This is a genomic window from Cupriavidus sp. GW822-FHT02D05 (genome assembly GCF_058802485.1).
The window spans coordinates 21498-40757 of sequence record NZ_JBXAOE010000022.1 but is presented as its reverse complement, the minus strand read 5'-3'; the positions used below and the strand labels follow the sequence as shown (position 1 = coordinate 40757).

Here is a 19260-nt window from a genome sequence, read left to right as displayed (position 1 = left end):
CGGGAATCCCAGCGATGGGGAAGAATCGTCCGGGAGCTGCGCGCTACCGCCGAAATCTGAACTCGCCATCCCACGCCTTGCGTCAACAGAACAGTCACATAGGAGCACAACATGGCGCATATCACCCGTCGCGAACTGATGCTGGGCGCGATCGCCAGCTTGCTGACGAAGCACGCATCGGCCCAGTCGCTCCCCGCGAATGCGCGCATCATTGTTGGGTTCTCGCCAGGGTCGGGCATCGATCTCGTGGCCCGGCGTCTCGCTAACGAACTGACCGGCAAGCTCGCTGCCGCTATCATCGTCGACAATCGCACGGGAGCCTCCGGCAACATCGCAGTGAGCGCCGCGCTGGCCGCGGCACCCGACGGCACGACGCTGATCTCGAATCCAAGCGGCGTCCTGACCGTGAATCCGCACACTTTCCGCAAACTCGGCTTCTCGCCTTTCAAGGACCTTCAGCCCGTTAGCCTGGTGGCCCGCTACGAACTCGGCTTCGCTGTCGGGCCGGCGGTGCCGGAGTCAGTGAAGACCCTTTCCCATTTCACGGCCTGGGTCCGTCAGCAGCGCCAGGCGGTGGGCTACGGCTCTCCAGCCACCGGCTCGGGCTTGCACTTCATGGCTCATGCCTACAGCCAAAGCCGAAACCTGAACATGGTGCATGTCCCCTACCGGGGCGCTGGCCCAATGATCGTCGACATCCTGGGGGGACAAATTGCGGCGGGCGCCGGCTCGCTACCCGCGCTGATGGCACAAGCCGCCGATGGCAGGCTGCGCGTCCTCGCCAGTACAGGTGTCGGGCGCTCCCGCTTCTTCCCGTCCGTGCCTACCTTCGAGGAGCAAGGTGTGCGCGGGCTCGGGATGCGCGAATGGCATGGCATCTATATTGGGGGCAAGCCCGAAGCGAAGGTGCTTGAGCGCCTGGTTGCGCTGGTTCAGGCCGCCGTCAAGACGCCTGCTTTCGCCGAGGCGATTGCGAAGCAGGGTTTCGAGGCCGTTGCTTCGACGCCGCAGGAACTAGATCAACTTGCCCGGGCCGACTCGGCGCGCTGGGGAGAAATCATTAAGACCTCTGGCTTCGTCCAGGAGAGCTGAGGCCGTGCACTTCATAACCGCACTGGCCGGCACTCAGGGATGGCGCATCGTCTCCTGCCGGCCGGGCGGCGTGCGGAGCCAGAAAAATAAGCTACTCGACTTCAATAGTAGTCGACGAGCCTAGTTTCTTTGCGAGATCCTCAAGCAGGTTATAAAGCGAATGAGCATCTTCCTTTCCGAGGGATGACTCTATATTTCTATTGTTTTCCTTCCAAAGCGGAGTGATTTTTTCGACTAGCGCTCGCCCCATAGGCGTAATATGAATTTGTTTTGCACGGAGATCTTTTTCATCTGCTGCACGATCTATTAAAAGCCGGGATTCCAGCGTCTTTAGCCGTCGCGAAAGGTTCGACGTGCTTAACAAAGTTATCTGGGAAAGATCGCTAGGCCTGATCGAGGAATGGGATGAGGAGAGCGCTAGAAGTATGCGCCATTGTTGCTCCGTGATGTCGTGTTCGCGCAGGATGGTGCGAAGGCGACTCAATACTGCTTCGCGCCCGCGCAACAATGAGGATGGCAATGAGAAGAAGATTTCCTCAGGGCTGTCGCTATTTGTCAGAAATGCTGTGGATGGCGATTGATTTTTATTTCGGGACATGAGATATCCACGATGGGAAATAGTATTGATCGTGATGCATTTCAGCTGGTATGAGGCTCGACGTAGCTGGCGACCTCAAGCCCGTAACCCGCCATGCTGGGCATGCGGCGTGGCGTTCCCAATAGCTTCATCCGACGCACTCCACATTCGCGCAAGATCTGTGCTCCCGTGCCGTAGGTCCGTAAATCCATGGCGCCCCGGATGGGGGCATGCGCGGTCTGTGATGTCCTGGCGACCTGGGCAAGCAGTTGTTCGGCGCTTTCTCCGCAATTGAGCAATATGGCAACGCCTTGGCCCTCCTGAACAATGTGAGCCAAGCTCGAATCCAAACTCCACGAGTGTATGCTCCGATTAATTTCCAGTACATCAAGTACAGACAGAGGTTCGTGTACGCGGACCGGTACCAGATCGTCTTCGGCCCATTGTCCATGCACAAGTGCAAGATGCAAATGATGACCGGGACGGTCTTGATAAACATGCGCAACAAAATGACCCCAATGCGTTTCCAGCGCGCGAGTGCTTATGTGCTCAATCATCGATTCACTGCGGCTGCGATATTCAATGAGGTCAGAAATCGTGCCAATCTTCAACCCATGTTGCGCCGCGAATAGTCGCAGATCGGGCAATCGCGCCATGGATCCATCTTCGTTCATCACCTCGCAAATCACCGAGGTCGGGCTGCAGCCAGCCAAGCGGGCCAGGTCACAACCTGCTTCTGTGTGACCCGCGCGAATAAGGACGCCGCCATCGACGGCCTGCAGAGGAAAGATATGACCTGGTTGGACCAAGTGCTCGGCCAGGGCGCCTCTGGCTACCGCAGCCTGAACGGTTCTCGCACGGTCAGCCGCGGAAATCCCCGTGGTTACGCCCTCTGCCGCTTCGATCGATACGGTAAATGCCGTGCCATGTTTGGCGCCGTTGCGCTGAGTCATGGGGGGCAGGCGAAGCTGCTCACACATCTCGCGCGGGAGTGTCAGGCAGATCAGGCCACGCGCGTAGCGCGCCATGAAGTTAATCACTTCAGGAGTGATGTGATCTGCGGCAACGATGAGGTCGCCTTCGTTCTCGCGGTCTTCTTCATCGACCAGAATAACCATGCGGCCTTGACGAATTTCCGCAACGATCTCCTCGACAGAGGAGATGCATGTTTCGACTTGAGCGGGAAGAACGGGGCGATCGTGAGCTGCATTCATGATTTCGTGCGGGTACCGATTGAAGTAATCGTGGACTCGGCGGCGGTGTCGTGCACCGGATTCACGCTGTCCTCTTTTAACGGTCGGGCAGTCGGCTTGACTGCGGATGCCTGGGGACCCACTTTGGTAGTCGCCGTGGCTCTCCGTTGTCGGCCACGTGTGAGGGCTGTAGCGGCTTCGTCTTGCGGCTCGCTATCCAAGACTGCCGATGCGGTGTCGCGTATGCCGCGAAGAAGCATCCTGAGCGCCACCTCCTCGGGTGGGGATAGGCGTCCCGCCATTAGCCGGGTGGCCTCGTCGGCCAGATGCAGCAGCGGTGCCTTCAGGTTCCATGCTTGGGTCGTGAGGTAGACGCGCGTCTTTCGCTTGTCTACGGTGTCGCGCTCAAAGCGGATCAGGTCATCACGCTCCATGGTGCGCAGCATCTCCAGGGTTGACGGCTGAGTCATGGCCAGCCGTTCAGCCAGCTCCCGCTGCGTCAAGCCGTCGCCGTCCCACAACACGCGCAACAGGTGCCAACTACCCCCGCGGACGCCCCGGGCCGCCAGGCGGCCGTAGAGCAGGCGCCGACTGAGGCGGGCTGCCTCATTCAGAAGGAAGCCGATGGATTCATCGAGCCTCTGCGTCGGGACGTCGTCTTCCAAGCGTTTGTCGGTGTCCTTGGGGCGGCTGGTCATCAAGTCTGTTTGCATGCGGATTCCGAAGCGAGGGCTGGTGCCGCCGGGCCGTACCGCAGTTCGGCATCGGCGGCTGCGCCAAGGGGGTGGTCCGTGCCACTGCGTCCTTGGCAGTTCCGTGTGGCCAGCACGCTCATAAGGTTAGGAACCAATTCTATACACTCGTGAAATCTGCGTGAACTCTTCATGCATAGGAGAAAACACCTATAGCCTCCTAAGTATTTGAGTCGTTTAATTCAACCCGTCAGGCAATGGTCGAGGTCTGTTGTGCCCTCTAGGCTCGCGGCAGACGCCCATGCCGCATGCTCATCAAGGTAGGTATCTCGAGGTCGAAAACATGACGCAAATTGCTGCCATCCCTCCGGCGTTGCCGGACTCGCGCAAACTGTTCTACGGCGGACGTTTCCACGAGCCGCTCGGTGGCTATCAGCGCACGCTCAATCCGGCGACGCAGGACGACCTCGGACCTGCCGCGCATGCCAATGCCGATGACGTTGACGCCGCGGTGCAGTCGGCGCAGCAGGGGTTCCTCGAGTGGCGGCGTACCAAGCCTGCCGAGAGAGCCAAGGCACTACGTGCCTTTGCACAAGGCGTGCGCGAGGCGGCCAGCGAACTGGGCTGGCTGGATGCCATCAATGGCGGTAATCCAGTGCGCGAAATGATCAACGACGCGCAGGTGGCCGCCGGCGTGGTCGACTATTTCGCCGGACTGGCGCATGAAGCCAAGGGCCAGACGCTGCCGATGGGCGATGCCCATCTCAACTACTCGGTGCGCGAGCCGCTGGGCGTGGTGGCACGCATCGTTGCCTATAACCATCCCGCGATGTTCCTGGTGACCAAGCTGGCTCCCGCAGTCGCCGCTGGCAACGCCGTGGTGCTCAAGGCTCCGGATCAAGCGCCCTTGTCCGCTTATCGTCTGGCCGACATCGCGTGGGAGTGTTTTCCTCCGGGTGTCGTCAACATCCTGACCGGCGGGCACGAATGCGGGCAGGCGCTGGTGGCCCACCCGCTCGTCAAGAAGGCTACGCTCATCGGCTCCACTTCCACCGGCGTGTCGATCCTGCGGGCTGCGGCGGACAAGGTGATGCCAGTGTCGCTGGAACTCGGTGGCAAGAATCCACTCGTCATTTGCCCTGACGCGGACCTTGACCAGGCGATCGACGGCGTTATCAATGGGATGAATCTGACCTGGGCTGGCCAGAGTTGTGGCTCCACCTCACGTTGTTTCGTGCATAGGTCAGTCTATGGGCAGGTGATCGAAGAGCTTGCCAAGCGCATCCCTCAGCGCCATCGCTGTGGCTTGCCCACAGATCCCGACACGACGATGGGCAGTCTGGTATCCCGACAGCACTACGAGAAGGTGCTGGATCTGATCGAGTCGGCACGGGCCGAAGGTGCCCTTCTGGTGACGGGGGGGCGGCGCAGCCCGGACCCGGCGCTGGCCAAGGGATGGTTTGTTGAGCCCACGGTGTTCGCCGATGTGACGCCGCAGATGCGCCTGTTCCGCGAGGAGGTGTTTGGGCCGGTGCTAGCGGTGACCCCATGGGATGACGAGGATGCCATGCTCGAGCAGGTCAATGGCCTGGAATACGGGCTGACCGCATCGATCTGGACACGCGACCTGGCACGCGCTCATCGTCTGGCCGCGCGCATCGAATCGGGCTACGTCTGGGTCAACCATGGCAGCGCGCATTTTCCCGGCGCCGACTTTGGTGGATACAAGAAGAGTGGACTGGGCCGTGAAGAAGGCCTGTCCGAGTTGATGGCGTTCACGCAGAACAAGAATGTCAACGTGAAGCTCTACTGAGCTGCACCGCCTCTCCCTAACTATTCAATAACAGCCAACAAGGAAGTTTCACATGAAAATCACCTACGCCGACTTTCGCGGCATGTTGGGCATCGTTCCCACGCCCGCGACGCCCGACGCCGAGAACTGGCGCTCGACGCAGACAGTCAACCTCGCCGAAACAGAGAAGATGATCCGGCTGGTCGTGGACTCGGGCATCGAGATGATTGCCACGACCGGTACCTTCGGCGAATGCGCGACGCTGACGGAGCCCGAGCTCAACGAGCTCGTGTCCTGTGTTGTCGAAACGGTAGCCAAACGGCGCCCGGTGTTCGCCGGTATCACAACGCTCAACACGCGTGACACCATCCGCCGCGGCAGGGCGCTGGTCGAGCGCGGTGCCGACGGCTTGTTCGTGGGGCGTCCGATGTGGCTGGCCTTGGACGATCAGGGCATCGTTCGTTTCTACCGTGACGTGGCCGAGGCGCTGCCGGGCGTGCCGCTGATCGTCTACGACAATCCTGTCGCCTTCAAGGGCAAGATTTCATCGCTAGCCTACGCTGAACTCGCCAAGATCCCTGAGGTGGTGGCGGCCAAGCATACCGGCGGACCTGCGCTGGAAGCCGACATGCGTGCCATTGGCGACAAGATCCGTATCCTGCCGTTGCCCGGAGACTGGCAGGCGCTGGCCGAGAAGATGCCGGAGCGGGCACTGGCTGCCTGGTCGGGTGCGACGGCCTGCGCGCCGGCGGTACTCAATGCCGTGTCGAAGGCTATCCTGGCACGCGATTGGGCGCTGGCCAGCCGGCTCTGCGACCGTGTGCGCTGGGCAGAGCGACCGATGTTCGCGGGCGGCGACCTTGAAGGTTTCATGGATTACAGCATCGCAGTTGGGCATCTGCGCTTCCAGCATGCGGGGCTGGTCAATCCGGGGCCGGTACGCCCACCATATATGTTCGTACCCGATAACTATCGCGCGGGCGGCATTGAGACCGGCAAGCGATGGGCCGAGCTGCAACGGGAGTTTTCGGATTCGAAGTAGGGCTGCTCGCGCAACGGGGCGTCCTGCATCGGCACCCGCGCCATCGCGCAAGCCGCCCCTTTCGAAAACGTCCCTCAGCTCAGTTCACGACCCCAGGAGGAGCACATGTCAGCCAACGAAAACAGATCCGCCTCCAGTGAAGCTCCGGAAGCTCGCGATCTGAAGGAGTACGACGCAAAGATCAAGGCCGAGCACATCATCGGCCAGTGGACAATGGAACCCCTGCTGGAAAACGCCATCGGGGGGCCGCAGCCGCGGGGCACTGGCTACGTGTGGCCCTGGTCGCTCACGCGCGAGCGGCTGGTGGAAGCTTCGCGTATCCTCGGCCCGCGCGGCGTCGGTCGCACCAGCATCGTGTTCCTCAACCCGGGAATCACGCAGGGGCCTCCCGGCTCGACCCATACCTTGGCTGCCGGCATCCAGGCTATGCGCGCACAAGAAGTCTGCTGGTCGCACCGGCACACGATGAATGCGCTGCGCTTCATCTTGGAGGGCAATCCCGAGGCATTCACAGTCGTCGACGGCGAGCCGCTCTCGATGGACACCTATGACCTGCTACTCACCCCACGCGGATCCTGGCATGACCATCACAATCCCACCAACGACGAGGTGATCTGGTGGGACGCGCTGGACCTGGGCCTGACGCTCGGCCTGAACCAGGCGTTCTTCGAGCCGTATGGGGGCGCCAGCCAGGCGCAGCGTGACTCTGCCTCGGAGTCGCAGGGCTTGCGGGCCACTCTGCTGCGTCCCGTGGACGAGCAGGCGCGCCAGGCGCGCCAGCCCATCCGCTACGCATGGAAAGACATCGAACCGATCCTCGACCAGTATGCCAAGGATGGCCGCGTCGGCAACGAGTACGACGGCTTGGCCCTGCGCTACGCTAACCCGGTCAACGGTGGCCCGACGTTCCCGACGATGGACTGCTGGGTGCAGCAATTCGCGCCCGGATTCCAGGGCGCGAAGCACCGCCGAACCTCAAGCAGTGTCGGTGTGGTCATCTCGGGTCAGGGCCGGATCGAGGTGGGCGACGAGACGCTAGAGATCGCCCGGCACGACACCTTTGCCATTCCGAATTACGCTTGGCATCGCGTGGTCAACACTGGCAGCGAGCCGCTGCGACTGTTCACGGTACACGATATCCCGACGCTGCAGGCCCTGGGCCTGTTGTACGAAGAGCCCACACCCATCATCGGCCGCGCGCCAGCTCCCAAGGTTCCGGGCGTGCCGTTGAAGCAGACGTACCGGTCCGACATCTTCCTCGATGGCGACGAAGTGCGCTGACGAATGGCGGGCAAGTCGCATCATCCGCGGCGCGGCGAGTTGGCTGGCCGCCAAGAGCGGGAAGCCCGAAACGCGATGCGCTTCCCGGCTTGCGCAGCTCTCGCATTGCAGACTGCATGAAAAACAAAACGATGCACTCAAAGAGTGAATGAGTAGGAGACAAAAGATGGTTTCGAAGATCGATCCAGGCGCGTTGAAGCGCGTCTTTGCCCACTATCCCGCCGGCGTCGCCGCGATCGCTGCGAAGGTAGGAGGAGACGACCATGTTCTGGTCGCGTCCTCGTTCATGCCCGGGATCTCACTTGATCCGCCGCTGGTTTCCGTAGCCGTGCAGAGTGCCTCCACGACGTGGCCATCGCTGCGCAAGGCTCGACGTATCGGTGTCTCGCTTCTTGGGCAAGGACAGGAGGGACTATGCCGCCAACTGGCCTCCAAGGATCGGCAGGCGCGCTGGAACGGGGTTACCAGGAGCTACGTCGAGGATGCCGCCGTCCGGATCCATGGGGCGTGCGCCTGGCTCAACTGCATTCCCTATGCCGAACATGATGCAGGAGACCACGTCATCGTGCTCCTGGAAGTTGTCGACTATGAGCTGATCCTGAGCGTGGATCCGCTCATCTTTCATGGCTCGAGATTCCGTGGATTGTCACCGGAACCGGAGGCTCGACGCGAGGTCGCGGCATGAGCGAAATGACCCTTCGCGACCCCGATTCGGCATGAACGGCGCCGCACGCGTTGGCATCGTTCGCTGTGTCGGTCATCGATGTCGTGAGGCGCGATGGGACAAACGGTACGCCGCAAGGACCGACGTTGACTCAACCTTAGACTGTTTTTTTTTTGAGAGGGAGGTGCGTGATGAGTGTGAATGACTTTACCGCTGACATGCTGAATGACCTGCTATCGGCTTTCAATCGCCATGACCTGGATGGCGTGATGCAGCATTTTGCCGAGAACGCGATCATGGTGGCGGCATCTGGCGCGAATGGGAATGGCCAGGTCATTGAGGGCGCCGATGCGATCCGTGGATTCTTTGCCAAGCGATTCGAGAGTCTGGCCGACATGCGCTGGACCTCTGTTGCCGAGTTCGTGTCCGGCGATCGTGCTGTGACCGAGTGGCGGGTGCAGTCGCCTGCGGCCGGCATCGATGCGCTCGGGTGTGATCTATGGACCTTCCGTGACGGAAAAGTCCTAGTGAAGGATACCTACTTGAAGCAGGTAGCAACCTGAGACCTCTTGTCCGGTGGCGATGGGCCGGTACGACTTGGCATTGCGATGGGCTCTGCCGGTTCCAGTAGATTTTGTGAACGCGATGCCATGCATTGCCAGTAATGCAGCTGCCCTTATATAAGGGCAGCGAATCAAAAAAATAATACAAGGAGGAGATATGAATCACTCATGCATGGTGGTGGCTACGGGGCGGGCTTTATCGGGTGTTACGGTAAATCACATGAAGTCCGAGCCGCAACGGATGGATGGGGACGAGTCCCCGTTCGAGCGAGGCCGGCGTCTGGCGTGTTAGAGCCAGTTCCGTCATGAGCCTAACGGTAAGGCAAGCAAAAACAAGTGTTCTAAGCGTGCGCTCGATAGCGCCATGCCCGCATACCCGGCCGTACGATGGTCAGGGAAACCGGGTGCGGCATCGCGCATGCTAAACACCTGAGCTGCTGCTAGCCCGCACGGATACCAGCAACTGCGGAGAACCCGAGGCCGAATGCATGCCGGCCACACGGCCTCTTGCTGTGGTTTGGCCCGCGAGTTATCCAGAGACCAGTCACAAGACGTTTATTCGTTACCACACCACCACCAGGTTACTCCCAGAGCAGTCCATCCGAGCGATGGCCGGGGAGTTCTTTTGTCTTCCACACATGATGATGAGGTTGATATGAGGAGTGTTTTCAGTATTAAAAGGACCGCAAAAAAGTATCTAAGGCCAGGTTCGTGCTGGCTATCCGCGGCGGTGCTGACGGCCGCAGCAGGCAGTGCCGGACAGGCCATTGCAGGGGACCTTCATGGCAGCATCGCCGTCCTGAGCCATTACAAATGGGCGGGTGCGGACCAGGACTTCTATGAAGACAAGGCGATTTTCCCGACCCTGCAGGCAAGTTTGTTTTACGGGTTCGACAACGGTATTTACCTTGGGAATTGGTCCTCTACCATCAAGATGGTGGACAACAACCGGATAGATTCGACGACATACCTCGGGTATCGCTCAAAGCTCGGCCCCGGAGTTTACGACATCAGTGTCGGCTATAACTTCTACCCGGGCGCGGCGTACGCAAACACCACATCGTTGTACGCGATATATTATCTTCAAAATTTCTCCATTAAATGGACCGGAGTCATCAGCAAATATTACGTCGGGCTCCCCGATGGCCGGGGCCGGCAGGCTTTGGCGCTGGAGGGATGGAAAAATCTGACCGAGCGAGTTGTGTTGAAGGGCGAGGTCGGCCGCTTGTTCTTGCCGGACGGGCTAAAGGATCAGGGATTAAAGGACAAATACTATTTTTTGGTCGGGGTCGATTACAAGTGGCGGGATGACATGACATTGGGGCTGGTGTATACCGGCGCCTCCACTGTGGGTGGCCCGAATGTCGGGTGGAGAAACAAACCTCGTTTCGTCGCGTCAGTAACCTATTCGTTCTAGCCGTTTTTCCCTAAATGCCCGTGTAAATCCTTGTTGCGAGGCCAGTCCAGAGACGGTTCGCAACTCCTCCTTAGGGTGCCCCCATGTCCAGTACAACTCTTGGCAATACCGCGGTCGGACAATCATCCGCCGCTCGATGGGTCGCGCTTGCGGTCCTTTTCCTGACGCTTGCCATGTCCTTTTTCGACCTCACGTGCGCCAACATTGCGCTGCCGTCGATCCGCAAAGGGCTCGGTCTGTCCGAGGCCGCGTCGTCCTGGGTCCTCGCCGGCTACGCGCTCGCCTACGCGCTCTCCCTGGTGCCAGGAGGCAGGCTGGGCGACCGCTACGGCCACAAGTGGGTGTTCCTCCTGGGCACCTTGCTCTACGTGCTCACCGGAATTGCCGTCTCCCTGGCCTCGGACGAACGCCATCTGGTAGTGTTCCGCCTGCTCCACGGCGTTGCCGGTGGATTGATGATTCCGTCGATTGCCGCACTCATCCAGGTGATGTTCCACGGTGCCGAGCGCGCGCGGGCATTCGGCTTCTACGCTTTCGTCGTGGCATTCGCTGCACTTTTCGGTCCCATCATCGGTGGCTGGATCATCGAGACGGTCGGCATGGAGAATGGCTGGCGCTGGGCCTTGGCATACGGCTTGTCGCTGGGTGTTCTCGCCATCCTGCTGGGTATTCCCACCTTGCCTGGCAAGAGCAGTGCGGCAGAAGGGCTGGGACGTTTCGACTTGCTCGGGTCCATCCTGATGTCGCTGGCGGTGGTCGGGTTCTTCGTACCCTTGATTCAAATCAGCAACGGCCAAGTGGCCTGGTGGGCGTCGATCAGTGCGATCGCTGCCGTGCTGCTGCTGATCGCCTTCATTCTCTGGGAGCGCCGCCTTGAGCAGGCCAACGCGTTCCCGCTGCTGCCACTGAGCTTGTTCAGGGAGACGACGTTCTCCTTCGGCCTGGCTTCGGCATTTCTGACGTTCGCGAGTTTCACCGGCTCCATCTATATTGCCTTCGCGGTCATATGGCAAAGCGGCCGAGGCGAGGGTGCCCTTGCGGCGGCGCTGGTGATTCTGCCTTTCTCGCTCGGTAGCTCCATCGGGCCTCTGGTCGGCGATCGATTGGCCAACATGCTCAAGCGCTGGGTCATCCCCGCATCGCTCTTGATGCTGTCGGGCGGCTACCTGGTCAGCTACCTCATCCTGCGGGCCGATCCCCATGTCAGCCCGGCCGTGCTCATCGTGCCATTGTCTGTCGCCGGCTTCGGCAGCGGTGTCTTCTTCAGTCTGAACATGGCATCGACGCTCTTGACGGTCGCGGGCCGCAACGCCGGCAGCGCGGTGGGCATGCTGGTGACCGTACAGCGCATCGGCGCGGCACTCGGATCCGCGATCGTGATCCTGCTGATCTCCCAGCCGGGGCCAGGCGGGCCGCAGGACTTCGGGCCGGAGACGATGCTCCGCACGGGGACAAGTTCGGTCCTGCTCTGCGCGTTGCTTGCAAGCGCGGCTTTGGTTATCAGTGTGATTGAAGTGCTGGGCACGCGGGGGCGCGCACGAACGCAATCGTGAGGTCCGCAATGGGCTAGGCCAGCGGCAGCAGGCTGAATACGTTGAACCTGTTTGTCGCGACGATCGCGCGGAGGCCCGGCCCGGGTGTCCGCGCGATTGTGCGTCAAGGTGCAATGGATGCTGGTGCGCAGTTGCCACGCGCCTTGGTCTGGCGGCGGCAACTGTGCACCGGCAGCCCAACCATTGACAGGTGCGCTGGATTGAGGTTAACGTCGCCGCATGACTGCTGCGCGGCTTGTTCGAGGAACCCGCCGACGCAGACATGGGGCTAGATCTACGGCCAGCGCTGGGAGGTCATTTTGTGCACCAAGCACCCGTATTGGTGCTCCTGGAACTGTGGGGCGTGCTGGTTGCCTGCAACTGATGAGGCACTGGGCGCCGATCATGGCCGGGCACGTGGGCTTCGCCCCAGTGCATCTGCTACCAAGCCGCCAACTACGCGACGAAAATCGTGCTGTGCCATGTTGTCAAGGGCCGCCATTCCGTGAAACGGCTCTTTGCGACGCGAAGCATGGCGGATGCGCTATGCTCCCCGGGTTTTTCGGATTCGAGATCTGGCTCCGTCGGAGCTTCCGCGCCACGTTCGGACACGTTGCGCTCGCATGGACTGAGAGGTCGGATTTGGGTGTACATAACGATGGAAGTCTGAACGTGGACGATGACATGGGTTCTCGCCGTTTGCCATACGGTGAGGGGCGACAAGCACTGGTGAACGCGGCGATCAAGCTGGTTGCGCGTGAAGGCATGCCGCGATTGACGTACCGGTCACTGACCGCGGAGGCGGGCGTGAGTCAGGGCAGCCTGCGCCATCATTTTCCGCATTTGATCGGCGTGTTGGAGGCTGCCCTGGAGAGCTGCCTGGATGTTTCCAAGTCGTATCTGGCGCTGCCTAAGCGGCAGGGCGACGACCTGCTGGGCCACATGATCCAGATGATGCACGAGCGGCCCGAGATTCCGGCATTCCTGACGGAGGTCTACGTGTTCGCGCGTCACACCCCCGAGTTGCTGGAAATCGTGCAGCGGCACCAGGCGAGCTACCGCAACCGTGTCCGGGTTTCGCTCGAGGCGGCCGGGTTGTCCGTGGATGACGAGTTGATCGACGCGGTGCTGGCGATCGGGGACGGATTGATGTACCAGCGGGTGATCTTCGGTCCCTCCTATGCTGAGGTGACCGAACGGCAGGTGAGTGGCGCACAGCGACTGCTGATGGCGCTGCTCTTCAAAGAGCAGGTCGGCGCCATCAGCAAACACCTTTCGGCCTAGAGGGTGTAGTCGGTGAACGTTTTCGATCCCCCGGCGTTTGACCGGAGCGCTGCCGGGATGGGGCCACGACGATATTCTGCGGTCGAGCCGATGTTGAGCGATCGGCTCGCGAACATCTATTCAGCGCAGTCGCGGGCTGCCGTCAACGACCCTGTTCACGAATGATCTCGCGGGCAGCGCGCCGCCCGCTCTCGATAGCGCCGTCGATGTGGCCGCTCCAGCCCAGCGCGTAATCGCTGCCGGCAATGCGCACCGGGCCTTCAGGTCGGATGAGTTCCTCGATCTGGCCGGAAAGCTGACCGGTGCGTAGCATCGCCCAGGTCTCGCCGGCGAGCGGGTCGGCGCTCCAGTCGTGCGCGTCAACCCCGACCAGTTCAATGTCCGGTCGCCATTGCCGTACCGCCGCTTCCACGGCACGTACATCCGTGAGGTCGAGATCATTCGTGCGCGGGCCGAAGCCGAGCAGGATGGTATCGCCGTCCAGTTCATATTCGTAGCCCATCATGGTCAGCGGATAGCTGTCCGGCGCAAAGGCGATGAAGCGGTCCACCTTGCCTTTCGCGCGCATCCATACCTTGAAGCCCGTCGAGACTTGCCCCTGCTGCGCCGCGGCCTGTTTCACATCGGACAGGGCGGGTTCGAACTCAATCGAACCCAGCACATTCAGCGGGACGGTCACGATCACATGGCGTGCGTGGAATGTGTCACCGTTCTCGGTCTCGATCGAGGCGCCTTCGCCGGTGCTGCGGATGGCTCGTACCGTCGTGGACAGGTGGATCTCGGCGTCGGTGTCGGCAGCGAATGCATCGACGAATTGTGTTGTGCCACCGCGAATGATATAGGTCGAGGCAGATTCCGCGCGCATCTGCCACACGCCGCCGGCCAGTGCGGTATGGCGGAGAATCTGCGACCAGGCACCGTCGGCTGTCGATCCGTTGAAGGACAGTGTCCAGTGGCCGCGCAGGATCTGCGCAAGCTCCTCCGGCAGGCCGAGTTCGGCGATGCGATCGGCTACGGACACCTGATCTGCCTTGATCGCCTCGTGCGTCAACGGAAATGGTTCATGCGGCTGAGGGAAAGCCTTCAGGGCACCGGCAGCCAATGCCGCCTGGCCCTGTCCGACAAATGCTCTGTACTGGTCGATAGGCGTCTGTTTCACGCCGCTGTCGCCGATCCAATAGACGGTGTCGACCGGATCGACGGGTTCGAGCTCCATGCCATAGGCGACGAGGTCCGCCCACACGTGCGGCTGGGTCCAGTGGACGAAGCCGCCGCCAAACTCCAGCGGGCGTCCGAGCGAGCTGTCGCGATACCAGGTCCGGCCTCCCAGCCGGTCGCGGCCTTCGAATAGCTTGACTCTCAGGCCAGCACGGGTGAGGTCACGCGCGGCTGCGAGGCCGGCGAAGCCGCCACCGACGATGGCGACGTCAGCCGTGACGTCGGAAGGAGGTGCAATAGTCATGGGTGTTAGCGTCCTGAGTCGTAGGTGCGCGAGACGAAGTTAGCCTGCGCGCGCAAAGGGGTTTAGAAGGCGAAAAGGTTGTCGCGCAGGGTGCCGTCCGTATACGAGGTCCGCATGGCGCCGAGGCGTTTGAGTTCCGGGACGAGCCCTTCGAATATGCCGTCGAGATAGGCGCGGTTCGCGTCCTGCGTCGCCATGATGATGTAACCGTCGCCGCCGACTTCTTCCATTACCTCGACGAGGTTGCGGGCCACCGACTGTGCAGTTCCGACTGCGCCGATTTCGTCGTCCCCCCAGTTGAAGTCGATGATCGCCTCGCGCAACGTGATGCCTCTGCGACCTTTCTCCTTGAGCATTTCCAGCATGCTCGTCGTGCCGTTGGCGACAACGTCAGAGGGGAAGGGCTTGTTGAGGTCGAACGAGAGCAGGTCCACACCCAAGTGGGCGCTGTGCTTGCCGAGCACGGGGATGAGTTGAGAATCGGTGATCGACTTGCGCAGGGTCTCGTTGTCATCCGTGATGTAGGGATGCAGTGCGTAGAGGATGCGGGCTTCACGCGGATCTCGCCCGTGCTTCTTCATCCGGGCATGAATGTCTTCCTTGAACTCCTTCATCGCCTCGACGCCGCCTATCGTCACCGACATGATCAGTTCGGCATGCTGGGCCGCGAACTCGCGCCCGCGAGGCGAGCCTCCGGCCTGGGCAAACACCGGGCGCCGCTGCGGCGAGGGATACGAGTTCAGTGGTCCGCGTACTTTGAAGTGCGGGCCGACGTGTTCGATGGAGTGGACCTTCGCCGGGTTGGTATAGCAGCCGTTCTCCATGTCCTTGACGATGGCGTCGGGCTCCCAGGAATCCCATAGTTTGTTGACAACTTCGACGAATTCGTCGGCCATGTCGTAACGCTGCTGCGTAGGCGGCAGTGCGTCCATCCCATAGTTCTGCGCAGATTCGTTCTCGCTGGAGGTGACGATGTTCCATCCGGCCCGGCCATGGCTCAGGTTGTCGATCGTGGCGTAGAGCCGCGCAAGCAGGAACGGCGGGTACAGCGTGGTCGAGGCGGTGGCGATCAGGCCCAGCCGTTTGGTCTTGGCGGCCAGATAGCTGAGCAGCGCGACGGGATCGTTGTGCGGCGACGTGAGCGCGTAGCGCAGGTCAATGTCGGTGTTGTCGTTCAGCACGCGGGAGACCGCCGAAGTGTCCAGGAAGAACAGGAAGTCGAAGGTGGCCTCCTCGACGCGTTGCGCGAGCCAGGCGTGGTACGCGCCGGTCGGCCAGTCATCGCCGAAGAGTCGGTCGTCTGGCGCGTGCCACGCCGGTTGTGAGAACGAGCTAAAGAAGCCGAAGTGCAATGGGGTTTTCATGGCCGATCCTCTCAGGGTTGAAGGTCGATGTTGAAGGTCGATGCAGGTTGTGCGACGTCATGCGGTGCATGAAGGATGCCGTCCGGTTGCCGCCGGTGTCGGGGATCCCTCAAGCGCCGCGGATGAGCGGAGCACGCAGCCTATCCATCTATCGTGCACAAGTGTGCAAAACATAGCAAGTGCATTGTTGTTAGGGCTTTCCCTTGGGAGGATCTCCAATGGTATGAGTTCATGCGCATCCCGAATATTGAGGGATTATAAGGTTTTATGGGGATTTCGCGCCTTCGTGCAGCGGTACTTGTCTTTTTCTGAATATTCCTCCTTGACAGTGAAACATTGCATTAGCTATGCTTTGGCAATGGCATGGCTAGGGATGAATCCCGTTGCTCATCCGGGCTCGGTACCGTTGCCGGCGTTTCGTCATATGAGAGGAGACACAACATGAATGTGCGGCACGACTTGTTCATCGATGGCCGGTGGCGCGCTGCGAATTCGCGTGAGCGCATCGTCGTCACGTCGCCGGCGACGGAAGTCGCCATTGGCCAGGTTCCAGATGCTGACGCCAGTGATATCGACACGGCAGTGGCGGCGGCCCGGCGTGCCTTCGATCAGGGTCCATGGCCCACTTTGCCAACGGCCGAGCGCGCCGCCTTCATCGAGCGTGCGCTCGCGCTGCTGGAGCCCAAGCTCGGCGAGATCGCCGAGTTGGTGACGGCGCAGATGGGGCTGCCCGCTTCGATCTCGTTGAAGAAGGCACCCGCCGGCCTGTGGGTGGGGCGGTACTTCCTGGCATTGGCGCGAGAGGACGCGCTCTGCGACATCCGCGAGACCCGTTGGGGTCCGGCTGCCGTACTGCGCGAGCCGGTTGGCGTGGTCGCCGCGATCACGCCTTGGAACAGCCCCTTCAATATGGCCATCGCCAAAATCGTGCCTGCGCTGGTGAGTGGCTGCACTGTGGTGTTCAAGCCGGCGCCGGAGACACCGCTGGACATCTACCTGGTCGCGGAAGCGTTCCGCGAGGCCGGCTTGCCGCCAGGGGTCTTCAACCTGGTGACGGGAGGCCGGGAGACCGGCCGAGCACTCGTGGCCCACCGCGGCATCGACAAAGTCAGCTTCACCGGGTCGACGGCCGCTGGCCGTGAGATCGCGCGTACGGCCGGCGCGAACTTCGCCCGACTGCAGCTCGAGCTTGGCGGAAAGTCCGCCGCGATCATCGCCGCGGATGCCGACCGCGACACGGTCTTGCGCGGCATTGTCGAGGGGACCTTCTCCAATACCGGCCAACTCTGTTCGGCATTCACACGCATCCTGGTGCCGGCCTCCCAGTATACCCAATGGTTGGACGTGGTCGTTGGCGCTGCCGAATCGTTCGTCGTCGGCGATCCCCACGAGTCGACCACGACCATGGGGCCGCTGGCTTCGAAGGCGCAGCGCGACCGAGTCTTAGGCTATATCGAGACCGGCCGGCAAGAGGGCGCGACCGTGGCGACCGGTGGTGGCGTGCCCGCCAACCTTGCCACCGGCTTCTACGTCCAGCCGACGGTGTTCTCCAATGCCAGCAATGCGATGCGCGTGAGCCGCGAGGAGATCTTCGGACCTGTGGCCGTAGTGCTGCCCTATGACACGCTCGACCAGGCGGTGACGATCGCCAACGACACCGAGTATGGCCTGCATGGCGGCGTCTTCACTGAGGACCCGCAGACCGCTGCGCGGGTGGCGCGGTCGGTGCGCGCAGGTACGTTCAGCATCAATGCGTTTGCCCACAACGTGCAGGTTCCCTTTGGCGGCGTCAAGGGATCGGGCGTGGGTCGTGAGCTAGGGCTGGAAGGGCTGCATGCCTTCCACGAGCTCAAGACGGTGAATCTCACCGCATCAACTGCAGCACTGTTCGCCGCCCAGGCGGCTGGTGCGCAGGTGCAGGCTCCAAGGGGCGACGCTTGAGCTGGCCCTTGACCCTGGTGGTCGTCGGCGGAATTCGCCGCGTACCGCCGTCGGCTACATGGCCCGGTCAGGCGCGAGCCGGCCTTCAGAGGGCAACGGCCTGCTGCCTGTCTTCGCTTTGTCATCTTCATTCTGGCATTTTCATTCCAGGGAGTGGTATCTGATGAGTGCAACCAAAAATTCCGGGCCGCTGAGCGGAATTCGCGTGCTCGACCTTTCGCATGTCTTGAACGGTCCTTTTGCGACGATGTTGCTGGCGCACATGGGCGCCGAAGTGATCAAGGTCGAGCAGCAGGAAGCTCCCGATCGCTTTCGTCACGCCTGGATGCCGGTCGACGCAGACCATGACGGATACGAGTTCCTCGCCGTCAATGCGAATAAGAAGACGATCACCCTGAACCTGAAGAGCGAGCGAGGTCGTGAGGTCTTTGCCGAACTGGTGAAGAAATCCGATGTCGTGGTGGAGAATTTCTCGACGGGCGTCATGGACCGGCTAGGCTTCGGCTATGAAGCGCTGAAGGAACTCAATCCTTCGATCATCTACGGCTCGTCCAAGGGGTACGGCGAGACCGGCCCGTACGCATCGTTCCGTTCGTACGCGACCGTTGCCATGGCCGTGTCGGGCTGGGCAGCCACCTCTTGGGGGCTTTCGGGTGCACACGGTACCCAGGTGCTCGGCATCGGCGATGAAGCGGCTGGCGTCTCGCTCGCTGTTGGCATTCTCGGCGCGCTCTATCATCGCTCGATGACGGGCGAGGGGCAGAAGGTCGAGGTCTCGATGCAGGAGGCGCTCATGGGTTTTATGGTGCAGGGCTTCCATGAGCATTTCGAGGGACAAGGGCCGGCAGGCGCGTACATGGAGGCGAAGAACGGCCACGTTGCTTTCCACGTGCCGGACATGACGCAAGAGCAGTTCACCGGCTTCGCGACGGCGCTCGGACACGCCGACGCGCTCGCGGACGAGCGGTTCGCAACGGTCGAGGCGCGCCGGACGAACCTCAAACTCGTTCAGCAGACTGCGGCCGGGTGGCTGAAGGAGTTCACGCCGAAGGAACTGTTCGATCTGCTAACCCCATTGAAGATCCCGGTTGGACCGGTCTACTCGATCGGCGAAGTCCTGGAGGACCGCCACATCAAGGCGCGCGAGGCGTTCGTGACGGTACCGCACGCCGAGGCCGGCGACGTCACCCTGCTGGCGCCCTGGATCCGTTTCAGCCGGACACCTTCGCAAATTCGCCATGCGGGATCGGCGGTCGGCGAGTTCAACGACGAGGTTTACCGGGAAGTACTTGGCTACGACGAGCAGACGCTCGACCAGCTGCGCAAAGCCGGAGCCATCTGAAGCGCGTTCCTGCCGGGATGCG

16 protein-coding genes are annotated in these 19260 nt (G+C 61.5%); 11 read left to right on the top strand and 5 right to left on the bottom strand.

The genetic code is table 11. The features are described from left to right. Nucleotides 1-111 precede the first annotated feature (111 nt). Entirely contained in the window at nt 112-1092 is a 981-nt protein-coding gene (locus AC1RQK_RS26760; RefSeq protein WP_492812092.1) for a tripartite tricarboxylate transporter substrate-binding protein, read from the top strand. 91 nt (nt 1093-1183) lie between these two features. Here the strand turns inward: AC1RQK_RS26760 and AC1RQK_RS26755 are convergent, their stop codons facing one another. From AC1RQK_RS26755 to AC1RQK_RS26745, 3 genes are read right to left on the bottom strand one after another with little or no spacing between them, the layout of a single operon-like run. Further along, nucleotides 1184-1690, bottom strand: coding sequence for a MarR family transcriptional regulator (locus AC1RQK_RS26755; protein ID WP_492812090.1), 507 nt, complete (start codon nt 1688-1690; stop codon nt 1184-1186). 41 nt (nt 1691-1731) lie between these two features. Further along, nucleotides 1732-2883: a bifunctional 3,4-dihydroxy-2-butanone-4-phosphate synthase/GTP cyclohydrolase II gene (gene ribBA, locus AC1RQK_RS26750; RefSeq protein WP_492812088.1), complete on the bottom strand. Its 1152-nt coding sequence runs from the start codon at nt 2881-2883 to the stop codon at nt 1732-1734. After that, the gene (locus tag AC1RQK_RS26745; protein ID WP_492812086.1) at nt 2880-3575 is read right to left on the bottom strand and encodes a MarR family winged helix-turn-helix transcriptional regulator; all 696 of its coding nucleotides are present in this window, start codon (nt 3573-3575) and stop codon (nt 2880-2882) included. The genes ribBA and AC1RQK_RS26745 overlap by 4 nt, the downstream gene beginning before the upstream one ends. A 322-nt stretch (nt 3576-3897) precedes the next feature. On the opposite strand from AC1RQK_RS26745, the gene AC1RQK_RS26740 reads away from it, so the two are divergent. The 8 genes from AC1RQK_RS26740 (at nt 3898) to AC1RQK_RS26705 (ending at nt 13129) form a co-directional block, all read left to right on the top strand. Continuing rightward, entirely contained in the window at nt 3898-5367 is a 1470-nt protein-coding gene (locus AC1RQK_RS26740) for an aldehyde dehydrogenase family protein (protein WP_492812084.1), read from the top strand. 52 nt (nt 5368-5419) lie between these two features. Continuing rightward, entirely contained in the window at nt 5420-6388 is a 969-nt protein-coding gene (locus AC1RQK_RS26735) for a dihydrodipicolinate synthase family protein (protein WP_492812082.1), read from the top strand. Between the two features lie 105 nt (nt 6389-6493). Then, nucleotides 6494-7669 carry a cupin domain-containing protein gene (locus AC1RQK_RS26730; RefSeq protein WP_492812080.1) on the top strand — a complete coding sequence of 392 codons (1176 nt, stop codon included), beginning with the start codon at nt 6494-6496 and terminating at the stop codon, nt 7667-7669. Nucleotides 7670-7835: 166 nt separating this feature from the next. Next, on the top strand, nt 7836-8354 hold the full coding sequence (locus AC1RQK_RS26725; RefSeq protein WP_492812078.1) for a flavin reductase family protein: 519 nt from the start codon (nt 7836-7838) through the stop codon (nt 8352-8354). Between the two features lie 170 nt (nt 8355-8524). Next, entirely contained in the window at nt 8525-8896 is a 372-nt protein-coding gene (locus tag AC1RQK_RS26720; RefSeq protein ID WP_492812076.1) for a nuclear transport factor 2 family protein, read from the top strand. Nucleotides 8897-9521: 625 nt separating this feature from the next. Further along, on the top strand, nt 9522-10313 hold the full coding sequence (locus AC1RQK_RS26715) for a TorF family putative porin (RefSeq protein WP_492812074.1): 792 nt from the start codon (nt 9522-9524) through the stop codon (nt 10311-10313). Nucleotides 10314-10396: 83 nt separating this feature from the next. Continuing rightward, entirely contained in the window at nt 10397-11866 is a 1470-nt protein-coding gene (locus AC1RQK_RS26710) for an MFS transporter (protein WP_492812072.1), read from the top strand. Between the two features lie 651 nt (nt 11867-12517). Further along, on the top strand, nt 12518-13129 hold the full coding sequence (locus AC1RQK_RS26705) for a TetR/AcrR family transcriptional regulator (protein ID WP_492812070.1): 612 nt from the start codon (nt 12518-12520) through the stop codon (nt 13127-13129). Between the two features lie 142 nt (nt 13130-13271). Here the strand turns inward: AC1RQK_RS26705 and AC1RQK_RS26700 are convergent, their stop codons facing one another. Both AC1RQK_RS26700 and AC1RQK_RS26695 read right to left on the bottom strand, forming a co-directional pair. Next, the gene (locus AC1RQK_RS26700; RefSeq protein ID WP_492812068.1) at nt 13272-14591 is read right to left on the bottom strand and encodes a flavin monoamine oxidase family protein; all 1320 of its coding nucleotides are present in this window, start codon (nt 14589-14591) and stop codon (nt 13272-13274) included. Nucleotides 14592-14653: 62 nt separating this feature from the next. Next, complete coding sequence (locus tag AC1RQK_RS26695; RefSeq protein ID WP_492812066.1) at nt 14654-15955, bottom strand: NtaA/DmoA family FMN-dependent monooxygenase; 1302 nt, start codon at nt 15953-15955, stop codon at nt 14654-14656. Between the two features lie 441 nt (nt 15956-16396). Here AC1RQK_RS26695 and AC1RQK_RS26690 point away from each other — a divergent pair, with 441 nt between their 5' ends. Together AC1RQK_RS26690 and AC1RQK_RS26685 are read left to right on the top strand one after the other, a co-directional pair. Beyond that, a complete protein-coding gene (locus AC1RQK_RS26690; RefSeq protein WP_492812064.1) occupies nt 16397-17896 on the top strand; it encodes an aldehyde dehydrogenase in 1500 nt (499 codons plus the stop codon). Between the two features lie 163 nt (nt 17897-18059). Next, a complete protein-coding gene (locus AC1RQK_RS26685; protein WP_492812062.1) occupies nt 18060-19238 on the top strand; it encodes a CaiB/BaiF CoA transferase family protein in 1179 nt (392 codons plus the stop codon). Nucleotides 19239-19260: the final 22 nt, after the last annotated feature.

Excerpts from the sequence above, each read along its gene's own strand:
- AC1RQK_RS26760 (WP_492812092.1), top strand. The coding sequence starts at position 112 with ATGGCGCATATCACCCGTCGCGAACTGATGCTGGGCGCGATCGCCAGC.
- AC1RQK_RS26755 (WP_492812090.1), bottom strand. The coding sequence starts at position 1,690 with ATGTCCCGAAATAAAAATCAATCGCCATCCACAGCATTTCTGACAAAT.
- ribBA (WP_492812088.1), bottom strand. The coding sequence starts at position 2,883 with ATGAATGCAGCTCACGATCGCCCCGTTCTTCCCGCTCAAGTCGAAACA.
- AC1RQK_RS26745 (WP_492812086.1), bottom strand. The coding sequence starts at position 3,575 with ATGCAAACAGACTTGATGACCAGCCGCCCCAAGGACACCGACAAACGC.
- AC1RQK_RS26740 (WP_492812084.1), top strand. The coding sequence starts at position 3,898 with ATGACGCAAATTGCTGCCATCCCTCCGGCGTTGCCGGACTCGCGCAAA.
- AC1RQK_RS26735 (WP_492812082.1), top strand. The coding sequence starts at position 5,420 with ATGAAAATCACCTACGCCGACTTTCGCGGCATGTTGGGCATCGTTCCC.
- AC1RQK_RS26730 (WP_492812080.1), top strand. The coding sequence starts at position 6,494 with ATGTCAGCCAACGAAAACAGATCCGCCTCCAGTGAAGCTCCGGAAGCT.
- AC1RQK_RS26725 (WP_492812078.1), top strand. The coding sequence starts at position 7,836 with ATGGTTTCGAAGATCGATCCAGGCGCGTTGAAGCGCGTCTTTGCCCAC.
- AC1RQK_RS26720 (WP_492812076.1), top strand. The coding sequence starts at position 8,525 with ATGAGTGTGAATGACTTTACCGCTGACATGCTGAATGACCTGCTATCG.
- AC1RQK_RS26710 (WP_492812072.1), top strand. The coding sequence starts at position 10,397 with ATGTCCAGTACAACTCTTGGCAATACCGCGGTCGGACAATCATCCGCC.
- AC1RQK_RS26700 (WP_492812068.1), bottom strand. The coding sequence starts at position 14,591 with ATGACTATTGCACCTCCTTCCGACGTCACGGCTGACGTCGCCATCGTC.
- AC1RQK_RS26695 (WP_492812066.1), bottom strand. The coding sequence starts at position 15,955 with ATGAAAACCCCATTGCACTTCGGCTTCTTTAGCTCGTTCTCACAACCG.
- AC1RQK_RS26690 (WP_492812064.1), top strand. The coding sequence starts at position 16,397 with ATGAATGTGCGGCACGACTTGTTCATCGATGGCCGGTGGCGCGCTGCG.
- AC1RQK_RS26685 (WP_492812062.1), top strand. The coding sequence starts at position 18,060 with ATGAGTGCAACCAAAAATTCCGGGCCGCTGAGCGGAATTCGCGTGCTC.